The sequence below is a fragment of the Aliishimia ponticola genome (assembly GCF_004803475.1).
GTDB classification, from domain to species: domain Bacteria; phylum Pseudomonadota; class Alphaproteobacteria; order Rhodobacterales; family Rhodobacteraceae; genus Aliishimia; species Aliishimia ponticola.
In genome coordinates this window covers 17236-36387 of the sequence record NZ_SRKY01000005.1, presented here as the reverse complement: position 1 = coordinate 36387, position 19152 = coordinate 17236, and the positions used below count along the sequence as shown (strand labels likewise).

General features: G+C 59.2%; 17 protein-coding genes. 4 read left to right on the top strand and 13 right to left on the bottom strand.

The window, feature by feature from the left end; genetic code table 11:
• Positions 1 to 2: 2 nt before the first annotated feature.
• Positions 3 to 488, bottom strand: coding sequence for a protein-export chaperone SecB (gene secB, locus E4Z66_RS16815; protein WP_136464226.1), 486 nt, complete (start codon positions 486 to 488; stop codon positions 3 to 5).
• Between the two features lie 55 nt (positions 489 to 543).
• Complete coding sequence (locus E4Z66_RS16810) at positions 544 to 1026, bottom strand: FxsA family protein (RefSeq protein ID WP_136464225.1); 483 nt, start codon at positions 1024 to 1026, stop codon at positions 544 to 546.
• A gap of 105 nt (positions 1027 to 1131) precedes the next feature.
• Between E4Z66_RS16810 and E4Z66_RS16805 the strand changes: the two genes are divergently transcribed.
• Genes E4Z66_RS16805 through E4Z66_RS16795 form a run of 3 tightly spaced genes read left to right on the top strand, consistent with a single transcriptional unit; the run spans position 1132 to position 3403 of the window.
• A complete protein-coding gene (locus E4Z66_RS16805; protein WP_136464224.1) occupies positions 1132 to 1794 on the top strand; it encodes a Tim44/TimA family putative adaptor protein in 663 nt (220 codons plus the stop codon).
• 53 nt (positions 1795 to 1847) lie between these two features.
• Entirely contained in the window at positions 1848 to 2825 is a 978-nt protein-coding gene (gene mltA / locus E4Z66_RS16800; RefSeq protein ID WP_136464223.1) for a murein transglycosylase A, read from the top strand.
• Complete coding sequence (locus E4Z66_RS16795) at positions 2822 to 3403, top strand: Smr/MutS family protein (RefSeq protein ID WP_136464222.1); 582 nt, start codon at positions 2822 to 2824, stop codon at positions 3401 to 3403. The genes mltA and E4Z66_RS16795 overlap by 4 nt, the downstream gene beginning before the upstream one ends.
• A gap of 15 nt (positions 3404 to 3418) precedes the next feature.
• Here the strand turns inward: E4Z66_RS16795 and E4Z66_RS16790 are convergent, their stop codons facing one another.
• The 11 genes from E4Z66_RS16790 to regB all read right to left on the bottom strand — a co-directional run bounded on the left by E4Z66_RS16790 (position 3419) and on the right by regB (position 18391).
• Positions 3419 to 4519 (bottom strand): alpha/beta hydrolase, encoded by a 1101-nt coding sequence (locus E4Z66_RS16790; RefSeq protein ID WP_136464221.1) that lies wholly within the window; start codon positions 4517 to 4519, stop codon positions 3419 to 3421.
• Between the two features lie 58 nt (positions 4520 to 4577).
• Positions 4578 to 5885 carry an ATP-dependent protease ATPase subunit HslU gene (gene hslU, locus E4Z66_RS16785; RefSeq protein ID WP_136464220.1) on the bottom strand — a complete coding sequence of 436 codons (1308 nt, stop codon included), beginning with the start codon at positions 5883 to 5885 and terminating at the stop codon, positions 4578 to 4580.
• Complete coding sequence (gene hslV, locus E4Z66_RS16780; protein WP_136464219.1) at positions 5882 to 6439, bottom strand: ATP-dependent protease subunit HslV; 558 nt, start codon at positions 6437 to 6439, stop codon at positions 5882 to 5884. The genes hslU and hslV overlap by 4 nt, the downstream gene beginning before the upstream one ends.
• Before the next feature lie 128 nt (positions 6440 to 6567).
• On the bottom strand, positions 6568 to 6888 hold the full coding sequence (gene trxA / locus E4Z66_RS16775) for a thioredoxin (RefSeq protein ID WP_136464218.1): 321 nt from the start codon (positions 6886 to 6888) through the stop codon (positions 6568 to 6570).
• A 63-nt stretch (positions 6889 to 6951) separates the two neighbouring features.
• The gene (gene addA / locus E4Z66_RS16770) at positions 6952 to 10299 is read right to left on the bottom strand and encodes a double-strand break repair helicase AddA (protein WP_136464217.1); all 3348 of its coding nucleotides are present in this window, start codon (positions 10297 to 10299) and stop codon (positions 6952 to 6954) included.
• On the bottom strand, positions 10296 to 13217 hold the full coding sequence (gene addB, locus E4Z66_RS16765; RefSeq protein ID WP_136464216.1) for a double-strand break repair protein AddB: 2922 nt from the start codon (positions 13215 to 13217) through the stop codon (positions 10296 to 10298). The genes addA and addB overlap by 4 nt, the downstream gene beginning before the upstream one ends.
• Positions 13210 to 13905: a nucleotidyltransferase family protein gene (locus E4Z66_RS16760; RefSeq protein WP_136464215.1), complete on the bottom strand. Its 696-nt coding sequence runs from the start codon at positions 13903 to 13905 to the stop codon at positions 13210 to 13212. Before E4Z66_RS16760 ends, addB begins: the two co-directional genes overlap by 8 nt.
• Complete coding sequence (locus tag E4Z66_RS16755; protein WP_136464214.1) at positions 13902 to 14900, bottom strand: aminoglycoside phosphotransferase family protein; 999 nt, start codon at positions 14898 to 14900, stop codon at positions 13902 to 13904. Before E4Z66_RS16755 ends, E4Z66_RS16760 begins: the two co-directional genes overlap by 4 nt.
• Positions 14893 to 15369 carry a tRNA (adenosine(37)-N6)-threonylcarbamoyltransferase complex ATPase subunit type 1 TsaE gene (gene tsaE, locus E4Z66_RS16750; RefSeq protein WP_136464213.1) on the bottom strand — a complete coding sequence of 159 codons (477 nt, stop codon included), beginning with the start codon at positions 15367 to 15369 and terminating at the stop codon, positions 14893 to 14895. Before tsaE ends, E4Z66_RS16755 begins: the two co-directional genes overlap by 8 nt.
• Positions 15370 to 15399: 30 nt before the next feature.
• Positions 15400 to 16842, bottom strand: coding sequence for a PAS-domain containing protein (locus tag E4Z66_RS16745; RefSeq protein WP_211097181.1), 1443 nt, complete (start codon positions 16840 to 16842; stop codon positions 15400 to 15402).
• A 163-nt stretch (positions 16843 to 17005) separates the two neighbouring features.
• Positions 17006 to 18391 carry a sensor histidine kinase RegB gene (gene regB / locus E4Z66_RS16740; RefSeq protein WP_136464211.1) on the bottom strand — a complete coding sequence of 462 codons (1386 nt, stop codon included), beginning with the start codon at positions 18389 to 18391 and terminating at the stop codon, positions 17006 to 17008.
• An 85-nt stretch (positions 18392 to 18476) separates the two neighbouring features.
• Between regB and E4Z66_RS16735 the strand changes: the two genes are divergently transcribed.
• Positions 18477 to 19085, top strand: a complete 609-nt coding sequence (locus E4Z66_RS16735) for an SCO family protein (protein ID WP_136464210.1) — start codon at positions 18477 to 18479, stop codon at positions 19083 to 19085.
• Positions 19086 to 19152: the final 67 nt, after the last annotated feature.

Genomic DNA, 19152 nt, shown 5'->3' with positions numbered 1-19152 from the left:
GATCAGGACGGCTTCTGGTTCGCTTGCTCTGCCTGACGGCGTGCCAGTTCACTGCGGTACATGTTCAGGAAATCGATGTTTTCGAGGTTCAGCGGCGGGAAGCCACCGTCGCGCGTCACATCGCTGACCACACGGCGCAGGAACGGGAAGATCATGCGCGGGCATTCGATCAGCAGGAACGGATGCATTTGGTCGTCCGGCACGTTTTCGATGTGGAAAACACCAACGTAATCGATCTCCAGCACGAACAGCACATCGTCGCTGTCTTTCGCCTTTGAGGTCACGTTCAGCTTGATCGCGGTTTCGTACTGGTTCTCGACGCTGCGTTTCTTCGCGTCGAGGTTCACCTGAACCTGAACGTCAGGCTGCGCATCGGTGCCAATACCTTTTTGCGCCATGATGTTTTCAAACGACATGTCACGCACGAACTGTCCCAGAACACGCATCTGGACTTGCGGGGCTTGTGCGTTGGCGGATTCGTCAGCCATGGATAACTCCGGAGTTTAAATTTCCGGCCCCAACTAGCAGGACGAAGGTAAACTCTCAATGACTTCCGTCGTCTTTTGTCCATCCAGACGGGCCTTGGTGACGCCGCGGTTCCGGGTCAACCTCTTCGAACTGGCCTTCGATGATGGTCTCATCCCGGCGCATGGATTGGCCGTGCGGACCAAAGCTTTGGACCTTCACACGGGATCGCACGGATTTGAAAACATATTCCCGCACCGCTGGGACCAGCAGCGCAAACCCCATCGCGTCCGTGAAAAAGCCCGGCGTCAGCAACAGTGCCCCGGAAAACAGGATCATCGCCCCATGCGCCAAAGGTTCCGTCGGATCGCTTAACTGCCCCAGCCGCGATTGCAGTTGGCCCAACGCCATAAGGCCCTGCTGGCGCACAAGATAGGTGCCCAGAATGGCCGTGATCACGACAATCAGCAGCGTTGGCCACAGCCCGATCGCACCGCCAACCTGAATAAACAGGGCGATTTCGATCAGCGGAACTGCGAGGAATGCGATCAATAACCACATATGAGGGTCTCCTTACTTCGGCCAGCCAGTGGACTCGGACCTTTCCTGCACCTACATAAGAACCCAAGAACAGCCTTACCATGTCTGTCCGAGAATGAGGTCGCAATGAATTCCCCAATCCTCCAGCTGCTTGTATTGGCTGGAATCGCAGTTTTCCTGATCCTTCGCCTGCGCAATGTGCTGGGTACGCGTGACGGTTTTGAACCCAGTGAACGCGGTGCCCAACCTGTCGAAAGATCGGTACGGCGCCCCGAATTTGAAGTTATCGAAGGCGGGCCCGACCGCGATATCCTAGATCATGTGCAAGAAGGCAATTCTGCTGCGGATGCTTTGCGCCGGATGAAGGAAGTGGAACCTAGTTTCTCTGTGGGTGAGTTCATCGGCGGTGCGCGGGGCGCATACGAGATGATCGTGATGGGGTTCGAAAACAGCGAACTGTCCGAAATCAAACCCTTCCTCGCGCCTGAAATCTACGAGGCCTTTGCCGCTGTGGTGGAAGATCGCCAAGCCAAGGGTCTGAAGATCGAAGCGGAATTCATCGGTGTGCGTGAAGTACGTCTTCTGGATGCCAGCTTTGACGACAGCACGAACGAGGCAGAGATTTCGATCCGCTTCGTGGCCGAGATGACATCGGCCGTTCGGGACAGCGCGGGCGACATCATCGAAGGGTCGACGACCGAGGTGAAACGCCAGAAAGATAGCTGGGCCTTCGCACGTAAAATGGGCAGTGACGATCCAAATTGGCTGCTTGTTTCCACAGATGCGTAAAGTCCGTCGCCCGTTTGGCGCTGGTATGGCTGGGGCTTTGTGTTTCCCCGGCCATGGCGACTGATCTTACAGTCAGGGTTCTTGATTTCGCGGAACTGGATGGCTGGTCGGATGACGACCACGCCGCAGCCTTTTCCGTTTTCCTTGAAACCTGCGGCGACATGAAAGACCCCGATTGGCGCGCCATCTGCGCCAATGCAAAGGGGCAAACCGATGCCCGCGCCTTCTTTGAACTTATGTTCCGTCCGGTCCTTATTCAGGATGGTGCGCCGGGCCTGTTCACCGGGTATTTCGAACCGGAACTGGCCGGATCGCGTTATCGTTCGGCGCGCTTTGCCTATCCGGTTTACGGAATGCCGGAAGAAGCCGCGCAGCGACCATGGCTGACCCGGCGCGAAATTCTGGAAGACAATGTCCTCGACGGGCGCGGCCTTGAAATTGCTTATGTCGAAGACCCGGTGGAGCTTTTCTTTCTGCAAATCCAGGGCTCAGGCCGGATCAAGCTGGATGAAGGCGGTGTGCTTCGCGTGGGATATGCCGGGGCGAATGGTCATACATACAGGTCCATCGGCAAGGAACTGGTCCGTCGCGGGGTATATGCGGCCCATCAGGTCAGCGCCGAAGTCATCAAGAATTGGGTCCGTCGCAATCCAATTCCGGGCAAAGAGCTTTTGTACCACAACCCGTCTTACGTGTTTTTCCGCGAAGTGACCCGTGTCCCACCCGAAAAAGGCCCGCTGGGCGCGATGAACCGGTCCGTCACCGCTATGCGGACAATCGCCGTCGATCCTGCTTTCACACCAATGGGCGCGCCGGTTTGGATCGAAAAGCAGGGGGAAACACCGCTGCGGCGATTGATGGTCGCGCAGGACACCGGCTCTGCCATCAAGGGGGCGCAGCGCGCGGATATTTTCTTTGGCACCGGCGATGAAGCGGGTCGTCAGGCCGGCCGCTTGAAAGACCCTGGGCGGATGATCGTTCTTATGCCGATCCAGCGCGCCTATGCGATGCTGCCCGAGGGGGCGCAATGAAGGGGCGCAAACCACGGCAGGACGAACTGGAGCTTTGGCGCACGGTTGCCAAAAGCGTGCAGCCAAGGGCGCGTCAAATGCCTGACCCTGCCGCCCATCCGACGCCGAAACCGCAAGAGCCGCGTAAGCCGGTGTCGCATCTCACACGGTTGCCGGAAATCTCGGGCGGGCGGGCGCCGCTGAAAGACGATCTTGCCCCGTCAGTGAGCCACGGTTTGCGATCGCAACCGGTCAAGATGGATCGCAAAACCTATCTGCGGATGCAGCGCGGCAAGCTGAAACCCGATGCGCGGATTGATTTGCACGGCATGACATTGGATCGCGCCCATTCCGCCCTGACCCGGTTCGTTCTTTCGTCACACAGCTCTGGCAGACGGCTTCTGCTGGTGATTACCGGCAAGGGAAAGCATCGCGACGAAGGCGGCCCGATCCCTGTCCGCCTGGGAGTGCTACGTCATCAGGTGCCCGAATGGTTGCGGATGCCGCCGCTGTCCTCAGCCGTGCTGCAAATCACCGAAGCGCATCTGAGCCATGGCGGCGGTGGTGCCTATTACGTCTATCTGCGCAAACCGCGATAACGGCCTGCATCAAGTTCACTTACCGACGAAACGCATCGCGCCTTGGACGGGGTTGAAATCCACGCGCCTGGCAGAGCCGATCACACGGCTTGACCCGAATAGCGGGATCGATGCGTCATCCGTGCCGGACAAGAAGTCGATGCCAGCGTCACGCGCCCCGCCGATCAGGCTGATAAAGCTGGCCGATGACCCGGCGACGAAGTGATCCGTCCCATCCACGAAATCGGACACGTCGATGAAGGTCACGGGCAGATCCTCCACTTCGGACAAGTCCGTCAATTTGCCAAGCTGCCGATTATCGCCGCGAATTCTCCCGGACAAAAGCAATGCCTTGTCCCGCTGAGAGGAGAACACGACGAAGGGCTGAGGCCATTCCTTGAACTGCCGCGTCTGTTCGCGGAACAAGTCCACGTTCACATCCGGCGAAATCAGGATCACACCCGCCAGATTGCGCGCCGCCCATCCGGGTTCCGAAATTTCGATCGTGCGCAGCGTTTCCATCGTAAGGGCGCTTCCCATCGAGTGGGCGATCAAGGTGATCCGCTTTGACCCGGCTGCTTTGACGGTTTTCAGAAGCCGCGCCAGCGCATCGCGCGAATAGAACGCACTGTCGATATCGTATTGATACCCAAACGGATTTCCCCTGCTTGGCCATGAAAACGTGACCAGGGCGCTGGGGATTTCCAGATCGTAGGAAAGCTGGGCAAGCCGGAAGGCAGGGTCCGCAAAGCTGTTGTTGAACCCGTGGACATAGACGGTGGCTTCCTGATCAGGCGCTTTGGCGATGTCCGCACGCAAGGCCTCGCGGAAGCTGACTTCGCTATCGAAACGGGCCTGCCGTGCGAGAGTGAAATCCTTGACGGGGTCCGGCTTCTTTTGCCCGTCCGAAATCGTACCGATTTTGCGTTCCGGCGGGATCGACACAAGCAGTCGCAGCAGTTTCAGTTCGTTGGAACGCCCGATGCCATAGAAACCTTCCGGCGTTTGTTCGCGGTTGGTCGCCACATAGATGCGCCGGTTGGAACCAATGTCAGCCGCTTCGGGGACAATAGGCGATTCGATCCTGTCCGCGCAGGCGCTCAGCAACAAGACGAAAACAAGCAAGAAACGGAGCATCGGGGGAAATCCAGTACGGGTAACTTTCCGGCACCGTACTTGCAAACCGCCCCCGCTACTAGAGAACGTATCGACTAAGATCGCTCGATTTTGTCAGTTCGCCCAGATGCTCTTCAACAAAGGCGGCGTTGACTTCGATCACCTCACCGCCGCGATCCGGCGCGCCGAAGGACAAGTCCTCGAACACACGTTCCATCACGGTGTAAAGCCGCCTTGCGCCGATATTCTCAATCGACTGGTTCACATCCGCTGCAATCCGCGCCAAGGCCGCGATCCCGTCGTCCGAGAAGGAAACGGTGACCTGCTCAGTCCCCATCAGGGCGGTGTATTGCTTGGTCAGCGAGTTATCGGTTTCAGTGAGGATGCGCACGAAATCTTCTTCGGTCAAAGCACGCAGCTCGACGCGGATTGGCAAGCGGCCTTGCAGTTCCGGCAGAAGGTCAGATGGCTTGGCGATATGGAATGCACCGGACGCGATGAACAGGATATGGTCGGTTTTTACCGGCCCATGCTTTGTCGAAACCGTGGTGCCTTCGATCAGGGGCAGCAGATCGCGCTGCACCCCTTCGCGGCTGACCTCGCCGCCGCGCGCATCCTGACGTGTCGCGACCTTGTCGATCTCGTCCAGAAAGACGATCCCGTTCTGCTCAACCGCTTCCAGGGCGCTACGGGTCACTTGCTCATCATCCAGCAGCTTGTCGGCTTCTTCGCTGATCAGGATTTCGTAGCTGTCCGCGACGGTTATCCGGCGTTTCACGGTGCGACCTTGAAAGGCCTTCCCGAACAAGTCGCCGATGTTCATCATTCCCATGTTAGATCCGGGTTGACCCGGAATTTCCATCATCGGGAAGGGGCTGGCGGTCTCGGCGATTTCAAGGTCGATCATCGTGTCATCAAGCTCGCCGGATTTCAGCTTCTTGCGGAACATCTCGCGCGTCCCCTCGCGCGCATCGGACCCAGCAATCGCATCGATCACACGCTCTTCCGCAGCGCTATAGGCCTTTGCCTTCACGTCTTCGCGCATGTGGTCACGGGTCATGGAAATGGACGCATCCACCAGGTCGCGGATGATCTGTTCGACATCCCGCCCGACATAGCCGACTTCCGTGAATTTAGTGGCTTCGACCTTGATGAAAGGCGCGCGCGCAAGCTTGGCCAGCCGGCGGCTGATCTCTGTCTTGCCAACACCGGTGGGCCCGATCATCAGGATGTTCTTCGGGTACACTTCATCGCGCAAATCATCGCTTAGCTGTTTACGCCGCCAGCGATTGCGAAGCGCCACCGCGACAGCGCGCTTGGCGTCTTTCTGGCCAATGATGAACCGGTCGAGTTCAGAAACGATTTCGCGCGGGGTCAGATCGGTCATGCGGAAATCTCCTCAACCGTCAGGTTTCCATTCGTGTAGACACAGATATCAGCCGCAATCGCCATGGCGGCGCGGGCGATCTGTTCTGCGTCCTTGTCGCTATCCATCATGCCGCGCGCAGCGGCGAGCGCATAGTTCCCGCCCGATCCAATCGCAGTCACATCATGTTCAGGTTCCAGAACGTCACCGGCGCCGGTGATCACCAGCAATTCGTTGCCATCCGTCACGATCAGCATCGCTTCGAGTTTTTGCAGATACTTGTCGGTGCGCCAGTCTTTGGCGAGCTCGACACAGGCACGGGTCAGCTGCGCAGGCGTCGCTTCGAGTTTCGCCTCAAGCCGTTCCAGCAGAGTGAACGCATCCGCTGTCGAACCGGCAAAACCGCAGACGACCTCATGCCCGCCGGGCGAAAGGCGGCGCACTTTGCGGGCCGTTCCCTTGATGACCGTTTGTCCCAGTGAGACTTGTCCGTCCCCGGCGATGACCACCTTGCCGCCCTTTTTGACGCCGATGATGGTGGTTCCGTGCCAGCCGGGAAATTCCTCCTGAGCCATACCTGTCTCCATTCGTTTCCTGTCGCCGCTATATGGACGTGGGATCGGTCAGGTACAAGGTCAGGCCAATTGAGGAAGCAGAAGCGCTGGGCGGGGAAGCCCCCGCCCGACGTGATCGTTGCGCTGGATCAGATCGACTCTTCGATCCAGCTTTGCAAAGCCGCTTTCGGCTTCGCGCCGGCCATGTTGGCAACAACCTGACCGTCTTTGAAGATGAACAGCGCCGGAATACCGCGCACGCCCATTTGCGCTGGCGAATTCGGATTGTCATCCACATTCACCTTGGCAATCTTCACTTTGCCTTCCATCTCGGCGGAGAGTTCTTCAAGTGCCGGGCCGATCTGCTTGCAGGGGCCGCACCACTCCGCCCAGAAATCCACCACCACGGGGATGTCGGAATTGCGAACTTCGGTTTCGAACGTGTCGTCTGTGACGGGAACCGTGGCCATGTGTATCTCCTGATGATCTGGCTTTGGGATGCGAACCTAGGAACGCGCTGCATCATCGTCAAGCTAAGCTGCGCGCGCCAGAGCCTCCCTCACAAGCTTTTGTGACAAAGGCGTATATGTTGCTGTTGCTGTCCACAAAATCCCGCAAGCAATCGTGCGACCGGGATAGATTTGCGAAATCGCACTCTCATAAGCACCCATTTGCCGCAAGATGCCCTCTGGGCAGTCCTCTTCGCCCTTTGGGACGCGCATATTGCTTTTGAAATCGACGATGGTGATCACGTCGTCGGTAATGACTAGGCGGTCGATGATCCCGATCAGGTCTTGCTCCCCGACCTGCGCGTGGATCGGGATTTCGGCAAGCGCCGCCGGTGCGAATATCCATGACAAATCGGGTGCCTCCAGGACGCGGCGCGCTTCGGCCTGTGCGTCTGGAAGCAGTTCCCGCGGCAGTTCCGACGGAGCGGGAATTGCCGTAATGCATTCGGACCATGTGTCTGGCGAAGTCGCGGCCAAAAGCTCCAGTATCGCGTGGATGTAAACACCCCGCGCCTTGGCGGTGTCCTCGTCCAAGGCGTCCGGCGACGGCAGGGCCTTGGCGCCACCCAGATCGGAGGGGGTCAAGGGATCTTTCCGCTTTGGCGTGCTGGTGATCTTCTCGGAATATACAGGCTCTAAATTGGCCAATTCGGGCTGTACCCGCGCCTCTTGCTGCGCTTCTGCGGCCGTCCAATCCCCCGTTTCATAGCGGCGGATTACGCCCAGCGCGCTTGGAACATCGATTGTCCCAGCCTTGTCCAGCCCGTTGGAAACCGTTGTGTACCAGTCAGAGCCATCGGAATTCAGGTCACCGGCGGCGGCCACGATCAGCCAGGTTTCCGCACGGGTCATCGCGACATAAAGCAAGCGCTTTCGCTCCCGCTCCTCGGCGTCTTTGCGTTGCGCCAAGGCGTCCTCGATCGCTTCGGGCTTGACGTCGCCGGGCTCTTTCCAGACGGGTGTTTCGCCGATCTCCAAAACCTCGTCGCGAATGGTGATCTTGCGTTGACCGCAATCCGGCAGGATCACGATGGGCGCTTCCAGCCCTTTCGCGCCATGGACGGTCATCACACGGATCTGGTCGCTTCCGCTGTCGATCTGACGTTTAATCTCCAGATCATCCGCCTGCGCCCAGGCAAGGAAACCGGTCATGCTGGGGATTTCGGACCGTTCATAGGCAAGAGCCTGGGACAAAAGCGCGTCGATGCCATCCTCTGCTTCTTGTCCAAGACGAGACAGCAATCGCGCGCGCCCTTGGTGTCGGGTCAAAATCCGTTCGAGAAGTTCATAGGGCCGCATGAAATCGATCTGGTTGCGCAGATCCGTCAGCATGGCGAGGGTTTCGGGAACGTGGTCAGCTTTTTCCCGCAGGGCCTCCCACAGGTATTTCCGATCCCTGTCATGCGCCAATCGGAACAAATCCCTTTCGGACCAACCGCAAAGCGGCGACCGCAAGACCGTGGCAAGCGATAGATCATCCTCCGGCGTTGCGAGGAACGATAGCAAAGCAAGCAAGTCGCGCACCGCTAGTTCCGCCCCAACACGCAAACGATCCGCCCCGGCGATATCGAGCGACCGCTGTTTGCAAGCGCGGATGATTTCGTGGAACAGCTCGCTCCGCCGCTGGACGAGGATCATGATGTCGCCCGGTGTGATCCGCCGCATGAAGAACGGCCCGCCCCTTTGCTTCTGGAAAGGTATCCGGGCGGTACTGTTTTGATCCAGCATGGCCGCGATCTGATCGGCGATGGTCTGGGCGAGGACGACACTGTGATGTGTGTCCGACACACGGTCGACGGGATCGGTCCAATCGCCGTCCGTCTCCTTGGTTGCCGCTGGGATCACAGGCCAAAGATCGACGCGGCCGGGCATATCCTGATGGAATGCGCGGTGCATCTGATCCGGCACGAATCCCGCGGCGGCGCTGCCCTCAAATGTCAGATCGACGCTCCGCAAAATGGCGCTGGAAGACCGGAAGGAATATTCAAGCGTCGCATCGCTGAATGGCGCACCGACCGTCGTCAGCTTTTCCTTGAATTCGGCATTCATCCTGTCGAACTCATTCGGGTCGGCCCCCTGGAACGAGTAAATCGACTGCTTCTTGTCGCCGACGACGAAGATCGTGCGCAGCGTGTCCGACCGCGCGCCCTCGCCGCTGGTGAATTCCTGCGCCAAAAGCCGGATCACATCCCATTGCGCCGGGCTGGTGTCCTGCGCCTCGTCCACAAGGATGTGACTGATCCCGCCATCCAGACGATACAGTACCCACGCCGCAACCTTTTCATCCCGCAGCAGCGCGCGGGTCCGCAAGATCAAGTCGTCAAAGTCCAGCCAGCCGCGCACCTGCTTCGCCTGAGCATATCGGGCCAGAAACTCATGCGCGAAATCATGCAGAACCTTGCTGCGACGCACGGCGTTCAGCGTTTTCTGCGCCATGACGGCCTCTTCCACGCGCAGCATGAAATCGTTTAGCGCCTCGGATTCTGCGGGATGTGCCGTGGCCACGGCCTTGGCTGGCCTTTTCTTGAGTGCGGTTCCGGCTTGGGTCAACAACGCGGCGCCGAGTTTTGGCAGTGCAGCCATCGTCAATTCACCGACCTCAGCCAAGGCTTTTGCCATTTTCTGGTCGTTTACACCGGATGCCATCAGAAGCGGAATCATCGCATCCAGAAGGTCTTGCTCCTCCCCGGTGAATAGCGCGCGTTCGATATCGGCATCACCAAAACCAGCGGGCAGGCCATACAGCTGAAGCAGGTCATCTGCGCTGGGTTTGTGTTCAAAGGCCGTTTGATGGCGGATCACTTCCTTGGTGAAGGTGTTGAGGCTTTCGCCGGTGAATACCACGGTTAGAGCCTGTGTCGCGCCGCCTTGGTCCTGCGTTGCCATGTCCTCGACGATCTCTTCGCGCAGCAATTCGGCAGCACGGTCTTCGATTTCTTGAAACTGCGGATTGACCTTGGCCTCCATCGGGAAGCGGCGCAGCAGCCCTGCGCAAAAAGAGTGAATCGTCTGGATTTTGAGCCCGCCGGGAGTCTCGATCGCGCGCGCGAACAAGGTCCGCGCCATCGCAAGCCCGTCATCATCCAAGGCCCCGTCATGTCCAAGCTCTGCAAGGGCTTCGCGCAACGGTTCATCCGCACACATCGCCCAATCGCCAAGCCGCTGGAACAGACGGTTCTGCATCTCGGATGCGGCGGCCTTGGTATAGGTCAGGCACAGGATTTGCTGCGGATCCGTTCCTGCCAAAAGCAACCGCGCCACGCGGTCGGTCAGAACCCGTGTTTTGCCGGACCCGGCATTGGCCGAAAGCCAAGTTGATGTGCCGGGATCGGCGGCGCGCACCTGCGCCTGCGTTGCGTCATCGCGTATCATGTCAGGTCTTCCCGCGAAGGATCATCGACGTCATCCCATTCGCCGTGCCGGGCCAGTTGGTCGTAATACCCGATATCGTTCTTCTGCCGGACCGCGCGCCGCGACAGGTAATGCTGGTCAGGGTCCAAATAGGCCGACAGCAAGTCCACCAATCCGGCAAGAGTTTTGCTTGGGGGTTCTTCGTCCAGTGGCGCGGGCACGCGTTCGGGTTTGCTGCCCAAACCAATATACGCGGCATCCGCCACCGTTCTGGGGCCGAGTGCTTCGAAACCGCCGTTTTCGATCATCGCAGCTTCGATCAGCAGCTGTCTGTCGAAATAAAGCTGCTCATTCTTCGACGGGGGCTTGCCGCTTTTATAATCATACAGAACCGCCTCGCCGGTTTCGGTCAGGTCGATCCTGTCAGCGCGGGCCTGAATGCTGGACCCGATGGAGGGCAGAGTGATGCGCCCTTGTGCCGAATGTTCCATCGCGGCGGGCTGTGCGATACTAAGACGCTCCCGCTCCCCTTCGACGATCCATTCGGCCACGCGGGCCATGCGCGCCCGCCACAAGAGCCGGGTGGTGGACCACGGAACGTCCTTTTCCAGCACGCTGTCGACGATCTCCATCAGATGCGCTTGCGTCAGAAGCGCGGAATCCCGCATCACATCTTTGATGAACCGCTCCATGATATCGTGAATCAGAATGCCGCGAAGCGGGGCATCAGGCTCCTGCACCAAAGGGTCGAGAGGTTTCAGCCGCAGAATTTTCTTCGCGTAGATCGCGTAAGGATCGCGGATCAGCGTTTTGATTTCCGTTACCGAGAAATCACGCGGCCGGGCAGCAACAGGCGGAACGGGCGCTGCGCGTCCGGCCGGTCTGGTCCTTTGCACGGTCTCCATCACGGTTACGCGGTTCAGCCATTCCTGCCCGCGCGCACGCATTTGGCGCAGCGCCTCCGGCCCGTTCGGCCCATCAAGCCCGCTGATCATGTTTGTCAGGCGGTTCACCCATCGGGAAGGCACGGTTTCCGCATCGTCAGAGCGGATGGCCCGTGTGATCCAGACCTCGGGCGCGGCCACGGCTTGCTGAAAATCATGTGCGGACAGGCCGATGCGCCGATCCGGCAGCAAAAGCCCGGCAGCTTGACGCATCTGGCGATTCAACCATGGATCGGCGCTGGGCGGCTCCGGCCAGACGCCTTCGTTCAGCCCGCCCAGGATGACCAGATCGGCCCCCTGCACCCGTGCTTCCAACGTCCCCCAGATCATGACGCCGGGATGGGGTTCATCCCGGTCACGCGCCTCTGCCTGTGACAGAACGGACGCGAAAAGCTGCGCGTAGCCCTGCGCGCTGAACGCGCCGCCATGTTCGGCGTTTTCTTCCAGCGCCGCGAAAACCTTGGCGGCCTCCTGCCCGGCGGCTTTCTTCCAAAGTTCCCCCGCGTCTGGTCCGGCGATGGCCTCCGCCAAGGCGCGGTGCCGTGCCAGCCAGTCGGTCAGCGGCAGTTCACCAGCCACTGCCTGACCGCAGAAACAGCTACAAAGCCACGCTGTCCAAGTGTCGTCCTCACCCTTGGATGAGAGCCTAACAAGGTCATCCTCGCCGGGAAATGGAACGCGATCACGCCGCAGCTTGGCTTCCAGTTGCTGGGTGCGCAGGCCGTGCTCGGGAAACGCGTCGCCCGTCTGGGTCAGCGGATGTTTGAGGAGCGTCAGCAAAATTTGCGCATCAAGCGGATGGCGGAAAAGTTCGGCCACGTGGCGCAAGAAGCGTCCCGGTGCGGACAGGTGAAGCGGCGCACCGCCACTATCATCCGGCACGATGTTCCAGCGATCCAATGCGGTTGACACTTGCCGCCCCAACATCCGGTCCGGCGTGATCAAGGCCACCGTCTGCCCGTCTTCCGCCGCCTTCCGCATCCGCATGGCGATGGAAAGTGCTTCGATGCGCTGGCTTGATGCCTCGACAATCGTGATGCCGCCAAGCGCCTCTGGTAAATTCGAAAGGCTTGGCCCCTCCCGCAACCACGCATCCGTCACCGGCGCCGGGCGCAGGGCAAGCGACACGACCCGGCTGCGATCCTGGGCGCAGGGCTGCGTATCGGACCACTGCCGAATGTGGCCGGGCCCAACACCAAGGTCATGCATCAAACGCGCGAAACGGAACTGGGGGTGGTCTTCGAAGGACAGCGCGTCGGTCATCCGGTGCCAGACGTCGTCCGGTATATCCGCGTCAAAGCCCGGCAATACGACAGCGCCGTTCGGCAGACCCGCAATCGCTTTCATCAGCAGCGCGGTGGTGCCGCGCGACCCGGTGGAGCCGGCCAGAATGATGGGATCCGTGGGCGGGGTTTCCGCCCATTGTTCGATGAGAGCCTGCACAACGCCCCTTTGCCGCGCCTCGTTATCCTGTCCGTCATCGATCGCGCTGACGTAGTTATGGGCGATGCCGAATAGGGTCTGCGCGTTCTTCCAATGTCCCGATTGATCCGACACATCCAGCGCAGCAATTGTCGCAGCATCGACGCCCTCGCCCTGCATTTCATCCATCAGGCTGGCCAGACTATCGGCCAGCGCGAACACCGACGCCTGCGCGCCAAGTTCCGGATGGGCCTCAAGCACCGGCGCAATGAGCTGCGCAAGCTGAAGCCGTCGCCGCAGGGGATCGCGCGCAGGCGGTGGCGGCGGCGAGGTCAGCAGTTTGTCGAGGTCGGACAGCAGCAGGATTTTGGGCAAAAAGCCCGCCGGTCCTTCGATGAACAGCGATTGCAGCCGACGCCGCATCCGGGAGGTGTTCACGATCACGGTGATCTTTGCCAACGCCTCCGGTGGTTGATCACGGACCCGGTCCAACAGACCGTCCCGCAGCGCTTTGAGGAAATCAGCGCCCAGCGGTTCCATGAACAGGTGCGGACCGGTCCCGGCATCATGCATTTTGCGAGCCCTCAATAAGTGCCTCGGCCAGTGCGATACCTTCTGGCCTGCCAACATCGCACCATTGACCGGGATAGACACAGCCAAAGACGCGACCCTTCTCGATCAATAAATCCCAGAGCCTATTCAGGGAAAATACATCATCTTCGATCTCTCCCAAGCGGTCGGTGCGAATGATCTGGAACCCGCCATAGATCACCTCTGACCCACGAGAGAGCATGCCGCCCCCGGACAAATCGAAATCACCACCACCGACGCGGCCAATCGCCCGTGTCGGATCAACGCAAAGCAGCAGCGCGTCCATGTCATCGCCGCGCCAGTTTTCGCGCAGCACGTTGACCGGGTTGGGACCGTTCCAGATTACATCCGAGTTGACGGTAAACACCGGGCTACCACCAAGATGCTGCATCGCGTTCCGCAACCCACCTCCGGTGTCGAGGATTTCGGGCGTTTCGATAACCGTCTGAACACCGCTGCCAGACAGATGCGACTCCAGCATGTCAGCCATATAATGCAGGTTGGCGACCAGCTTCGTGACCTTCGCTTCTTGCAGCAACGCGATTGTTCGGTCGATCAGGGGTGTTCCACCGACTTCGATCAGTGGCTTCGGGCGATCTTTCGTCAGCGGCATCATCCGTGTGCCGAACCCGGCGGCAAAGATCATGGCGGCGTTCGGTGTCTGCGTCATGCGCGTTTCAACCTTTTCAGCCCGTCCGTCGTCGGCTCTGGTAAGATCGACAGCACGCAATCTGATAGCTCCGCGTCTTCCAGAGATTGCAGATTATGCAGCACGTGCCCCCAGACACGCGGGATCAGATCAACGTAGGACGGTTTGCCGTCGCGCAAGCTAAGACGTGCAAAAACACCGACGATCCGCAAATTCCGTTGTAGGCCGGACAGATAGTAGGCCTTGGAGAATTCCTGCGTGTCCATCTGGGATCGTTGGATGTAGTGCTGATAGGCGCTGGCCTGAACATCGGGACTGACATCGCGGCGGGCATCTTGAAGGATCGATACCAGATCATAGGCGGGGTGACCCAGCATCGCGTCCTGAAAATCCAGAAGACCTACCCGAGCGGGCCCGTCGCGATCCGGCAACCAGATCAGGTTCTCCGCATGGTAATCGCGTTGAATGAGGACACGCGGCGCGTGATCCAAAACGGTTAGCCGCGCCCGCATCATATCCGCCAATGTCGCCGACAGATCCGGCGTTTCGCTGCCTGTTACACCGCTGCGATACCAGTCGACGGACAAGGCCGAAAGCGGGGCCATGGTTTGCGCGTCATATCGGGCGAGGTTCGGGGCATCGCCTTGTGCAATCGCAAGCAGAACGTCACAGGCTGTCTCGTAAAGTTCGGTTTCGTCCGCCCGCCCGGCTTCCAGAAGTCGTGCAAAAAGGTTTGGCCCAAGGTCTTCCAGCAGCAGGAATCCGTTTTCGTCATCCGCAGCATAAATCTCTGGCGCACTCAGGCCTTGTGACCGCAACCAATCGGTAATGCGGATGAAGGGACGCACGTCCTCGCCCTTTTCAGGGGGGGCATCCATCAGGATCACCGTCGTCTGTTCGCGGTGCAGTCGGAAATACTTCCGGTTGGAGGCATCGCCCGCGACCATGGTTTTCGTCGCCGCATCGCACCCGGCGTCGATGATGAACGCATGCATAAGATCGTCGCGCTCAGTCATGTGTGATGCCTTCCAATTTGTCGGCCCATTTATCCCTCGCCCCCGAGGCCTTGATACGGCGTGTATCCGGCACGTCCATTTGCGTGAAGTTCAGATGTAACGCGCTGGGCGGCGCATCATCTCCAAGCCGGTCGGGCCATTCCACAAGACAAATTGCCGTGTCAAAAGCGTCCAATAGACCAAGTTCGATAATCTCGTCCGGTCCGCTTAACCGGTACAGATCGGCATGCCACACCTCACCCTTCCGAGTGTCATAGGTTTGCACCAATGTGAATGTGGGGGATGGGACATCTTCCGGGTGATCTTGCAGCGATTGGATCAGAGCGCGGGCGAAATGGGTTTTCCCGGCACCAATATCGCCCGTCAAAAGCAGCGTGTCGCCAACGTGGAGCCTTGAGCCGATTTGCTGTGCCAGATTTGCCGTCGCATCAGGCGTGGAAAGAACGATGTCGAACAGGTCAGAGCACATGGACGCACAGTACCGCGCGCCACGCTGGCTTCAAGTATCCCGGTGCAAATCCTGACCTGAATTTTCCGGCTCGGACAAGGTCGCCGTGTCCTCGATATCAAAGCGCACCAATGTCGCCCCGGTTGCAAGCGGGGTGACGGCCAAATCGATCACCGTGCCATCGGTCTTTTCGACTTCGGCAGTCCAGGACGACTTTTCCGTGTATTCCAGAACGAAATCGCGCAGCTCGCCCCAAACCGGGCTGGCCTTGCTGTGATCTTGCCAGTTCCTCATGCAGTCGATGACTGTCACCTCGGCGAAACTGTTATCGGGGTCCATGTTCCACAGGTCGCGGAACGCCTCGTTCGAAACGGTCAGAACCCCGTTGGAGGAGAAAACGGCAACGGCACTTCCAAGATGTTCAAGGACCGATTGACTCAATTCCAATTCGGCACGGAATTTGCGGGTTAGCGAGACCTCGGCACTGATATCCTCAATCAAAAACGCGATTGCGCCTTCTGGGTGCGGGCGACCCGTGACCCGGTAGGTGCGCCCGGAATCCAGCGTCCATGTTTCCGAATACCTGCCATCCGCCGCCGCTGCGACGAGGTCCGCAATTTGCTGCCGCCACGAATTGTAATTTTTCGGCTCAGGCATCAGGCGGCGGATGCGAAGCTCATCGAAGAAGGACAGCAGGTTTGGCCGCGAACTCAGGAAATCGGCGCCAAGCCCTGTCAGGTCGATCACGGCCGGATTGAACAGGACCAACTGTCGGTTATCATCGAAAATCGCCAGCCCGATGGTGAGGTGCGCGAAGGTCTTGGCAAGGGTTTGGACGAAATTGCGCTGGGCGGCTTCGGCCCGCACGATCGCATTGGCATCCACGGCTGAATAGAAATCACCGACGCGGGTTTCAGCACGCTGCACATCGAACCACACAGAACTGCGCGCATTGGGTGGGTTGATCGGAACGCGGCGGGTCCGGCCCGGTTCCAGCTTTGGTTCAGGCAGACGAAACAGCGGTAAACCGGGCTGCGGATCCTGATCGAATACGGTGCGATACAGCTTTTCATAGGCTGGGTTGAACCAACTCACAGTGCCGTTTTCAGCCACCTGCCAAACCGGGATCGGGGTCACATCGCTGGCATGACTCAGTGTCTCCAGCTTTTCCTTCATGATGTAGAGTTTTTGTCCGCTCGCGCCCGGGGACTGGTCCTTGTCGAACAGATCAATACGGATGCGATTGCCGGATTTGCGAACTTCCAGAACGCCATTATCCGCCGCATCCCGCGCAGAGAAATATTCAACGCCGTCGCGGTTGGGCGGCATCAACTCACCTTCGGGCAGGTTGAAGCGGTTCTTGAACAGACGTGTGACACCATCCCAATCGGATTTTTCCCCGGATGTGGCCAGCATCGCTTCGGCCTCGTCCGAGGCGTCGACAAGCCCGCCATCAACGAACAGGAACGAAAACCCACCGTCTTCGAGTTTCATCGATTTATGAGACTTCACAGGGCTTCGGACAGTCCACCACAGGGCGAGGATCGCCGTCGCGATACCTGCAAGAAGCGCGATAGTGGTGTCTAGGAAAGGCATTCGGCCGATACTCCGATCATCAATTAAAGGTACTCATCTTTCGTTAACGAACACTTAAGGTTCACACCGCGATCCTTTTGTTTTGCTCATATTCCGGCCCGGAATACGGCGTGCGGGCGTCGATAACATCACGGGGCCAGCTCACTTTCACGACCGCGCCCTGCCCTCCCGCATTGGGCGACGGGTCAAAGTTTTCGCGCCCATTGGCAAACACGATGGTCGCGCCACTGCGTTCCAACAGCGTTTTGGCAATGAACAATCCCAGGCCCATGCCCTCGTAATCATCCCTTTGCTGCCCTGCCGGTTCGTTAGACCTGCGCCCACGACGCACGAAGGGGTCGCCGATCCGCCCGATGATCGCTGGCGGGTAGCCGGGCCCATCGTCCGAGACCCGGATCGCGATCACATCTTCGGACCACTCCACATCAATCCACACCCGGCGCGACGCAAAATCAACGGCATTTTGTATAAGATTGCGCAGACCATGGATAACCTCCGGTTTACGCAGCACCGACGGCTGGATGTCCTCGACGTCGCCAATCGGTGCAAAATGATAGGACAGCTCGATCCCCCGCCCCTCATGCGGTTCGGCGGCCTCTTCCACCAAGGCACTAATCGGCGCGCGCCGCAGATGGACGTCGTCTTTGCCCGCGCGGCCCATGTTGCGCATGATGTCCCGGCAGCGATCCGCCTGGTCCCGGATCAGTTCCACATCCTCGCGCAGTTCTGGCTGATCCTCCAACTCTTCGATCAGTTCGGAACTGGTCAGCTTGATCGTGGCCAGCGGCGTGCCAAGCTCGTGCGCGGCCGCAGCGACGACGCCGCCAAGGTCGGTCAGCTTCTGTTCCCGAGCGAGAGCCATCTGCGTGGCGGAAAGCGCGTCGGACATGGAGTGCATTTCGGTCGTGACCCGCCGCGAATAGGCACCGAAAAAGATCACCGCGATGACCAATGCAATCCATGTCCCGAACAGGAAAATATCCGGCATCGACATCTCTGCCCCGGACGAGGTGCGCAGCGGCAGATAGGCGGTAGACAACACCGACACGATCAAGACCGCCGTGGCCCCGATGATCAGATAATATCGCACGGTCAGGATCGATGCGCTGATCATCACTGGCCCCATCAGCATCACTGCAAACGGGTTGTGCAATCCGCCCGTCAGGAACAGCAGGCAGCCAAGCTGAAGCACATCGAACAGCACCATGAAGAAGTTCTGCCGCTCGCTCAGCCGGGCGTTTTCCGGAAAGACGAAGATGGCGATCAGGTTGCCCATGACCGATATGCCCACCATCAGATAGCAAAGACCCATTTGAAGGATCAGCCCGTAATACCGTTCCGCGACGGTCAAAGCGATGATCTGGCCAAGGATCGCGACCCAACGCAAAAGGATCAAAGTGCGCAATCTGACCCAACTGCTTCGGTTCTGACCGGCCAAGAAGTCCATGTGGCTAAGCGTCCTGTTGTAATTCACTCTTTGATTGATAGGTCTGCACCTGACATAGCGCAATCTGGCAGGATGGGAGAACGCAATGGGAAGAACTCTGGCAATAGCCGCCGTGGCCGCCGTGATCGCGGGTTTGGGCGCCGCATGGTACGCAGGACGTCCCGGCGCAGAGAGTCAGTTCGCGCAATGCTCCCAATCGGCCAGCGGCAGCGACATTGGCGGGCCGTTCGAACTGGTCGACACGTCTGGCGAGACAGTGACCGACACGGACGTCTTCACCGAACCGTCGATCGTCTATTTCGGCTATACGTTCTGTCCCGATGTGTGCCCTTTCGATGTGTCGCGCAACGCCGAAGCGGTTGATATTCTTGCCGAACGCGGGATCAGTAGCACCCCGGTCTTCATCACCATCGATCCGGAACGTGACACGCCAGAGGCGCTCGCCGACTACGAGGCGAACATGCATGACAAGATGATCGCGCTGACCGGAACGCCCGAACAGGTCGCCGCGGCCAGCCGCGCCTACAAGACCTATTACAGTGCCAACAAGGACGGGACGGATGAGTACCTCGTCGATCATTCGACATTCACCTACCTCGTGCTGCCCGAATACGGTTTTGTCGAGTTCTTCCGCCGCGACGTCACGGCGGAGCAGATGGCCGACCGCGTTGCGTGCTTTGTGCAGAACAGTTGATCGCGACCGCGTGAAGTCAGTTTGACCTTTCACCCTCGCAGCTACATAGTCTCCGGCACGCAACATG

Coding starts and splice junctions, on each gene's coding strand:
- secB (WP_136464226.1), bottom strand. CDS start 488: ATGGCTGACGAATCCGCCAACGCACAAGCCCCGCAAGTCCAGATGCGT.
- E4Z66_RS16810 (WP_136464225.1), bottom strand. CDS start 1,026: ATGTGGTTATTGATCGCATTCCTCGCAGTTCCGCTGATCGAAATCGCC.
- E4Z66_RS16805 (WP_136464224.1), top strand. CDS start 1,132: ATGAATTCCCCAATCCTCCAGCTGCTTGTATTGGCTGGAATCGCAGTT.
- mltA (WP_136464223.1), top strand. CDS start 1,848: ATGGCGACTGATCTTACAGTCAGGGTTCTTGATTTCGCGGAACTGGAT.
- E4Z66_RS16795 (WP_136464222.1), top strand. CDS start 2,822: ATGAAGGGGCGCAAACCACGGCAGGACGAACTGGAGCTTTGGCGCACG.
- E4Z66_RS16790 (WP_136464221.1), bottom strand. CDS start 4,519: ATGCTCCGTTTCTTGCTTGTTTTCGTCTTGTTGCTGAGCGCCTGCGCG.
- hslU (WP_136464220.1), bottom strand. CDS start 5,885: ATGACCGATCTGACCCCGCGCGAAATCGTTTCTGAACTCGACCGGTTC.
- hslV (WP_136464219.1), bottom strand. CDS start 6,439: ATGGCTCAGGAGGAATTTCCCGGCTGGCACGGAACCACCATCATCGGC.
- trxA (WP_136464218.1), bottom strand. CDS start 6,888: ATGGCCACGGTTCCCGTCACAGACGACACGTTCGAAACCGAAGTTCGC.
- addA (WP_136464217.1), bottom strand. CDS start 10,299: ATGATACGCGATGACGCAACGCAGGCGCAGGTGCGCGCCGCCGATCCC.
- addB (WP_136464216.1), bottom strand. CDS start 13,217: ATGCATGATGCCGGGACCGGTCCGCACCTGTTCATGGAACCGCTGGGC.
- E4Z66_RS16760 (WP_136464215.1), bottom strand. CDS start 13,905: ATGACGCAGACACCGAACGCCGCCATGATCTTTGCCGCCGGGTTCGGC.
- E4Z66_RS16755 (WP_136464214.1), bottom strand. CDS start 14,900: ATGACTGAGCGCGACGATCTTATGCATGCGTTCATCATCGACGCCGGG.
- tsaE (WP_136464213.1), bottom strand. CDS start 15,369: ATGTGCTCTGACCTGTTCGACATCGTTCTTTCCACGCCTGATGCGACG.
- E4Z66_RS16745 (WP_211097181.1), bottom strand. CDS start 16,842: ATGAAACTCGAAGACGGTGGGTTTTCGTTCCTGTTCGTTGATGGCGGG.
- regB (WP_136464211.1), bottom strand. CDS start 18,391: ATGGACTTCTTGGCCGGTCAGAACCGAAGCAGTTGGGTCAGATTGCGC.
- E4Z66_RS16735 (WP_136464210.1), top strand. CDS start 18,477: ATGGGAAGAACTCTGGCAATAGCCGCCGTGGCCGCCGTGATCGCGGGT.